The sequence below is a fragment of the Pseudomonas sp. C11 genome (assembly GCF_034683865.1).
Classification (GTDB): Bacteria; Pseudomonadota; Gammaproteobacteria; order Pseudomonadales; family Pseudomonadaceae; genus Aquipseudomonas.
Map to the genome: position 1 here is coordinate 1 of NZ_JAWIIP010000071.1, position 246 is coordinate 246.

A 246-nucleotide genomic window follows, 5' to 3' on the forward strand; every position below is an offset into this window, starting at 1 on the left:
GTTCGTGCGAAACTTCATGGAGGTCCAGAGCAGCATCGCCGATGCCCTGAGCGCTTACGTCAAAGCGGTGAAGGACGGCAGCTTCACCGCTGCCGAACACGGGTTCTCCGCATGAATACGGTCAAGACCCTGCGCGAACTGCGCGCCGCTATCGATCAGGCACGCGCCGAGGGCAAGCAGATCGGTTTCGTGCCGACCATGGGCAACCTGCACGAAGGCCACGTCTCGATGGTGGAAATCGCTTCC

At 61.4% G+C, this 246-nt stretch carries 1 protein-coding gene and 1 pseudogene; both read left to right on the forward strand.

Annotated elements, in window-relative coordinates; translation table 11 throughout:
- Positions 1-115, forward strand: a pseudogene (gene panB, locus VC352_RS24955) (3-methyl-2-oxobutanoate hydroxymethyltransferase); the annotation flags it as partial.
- A partial coding sequence (locus VC352_RS24960) for a pantoate--beta-alanine ligase (RefSeq protein WP_322982171.1) occupies positions 112-246 on the forward strand: 135 nt, incomplete at its 3' end. The pseudogene panB and the gene VC352_RS24960, both read left to right, overlap by 4 nt.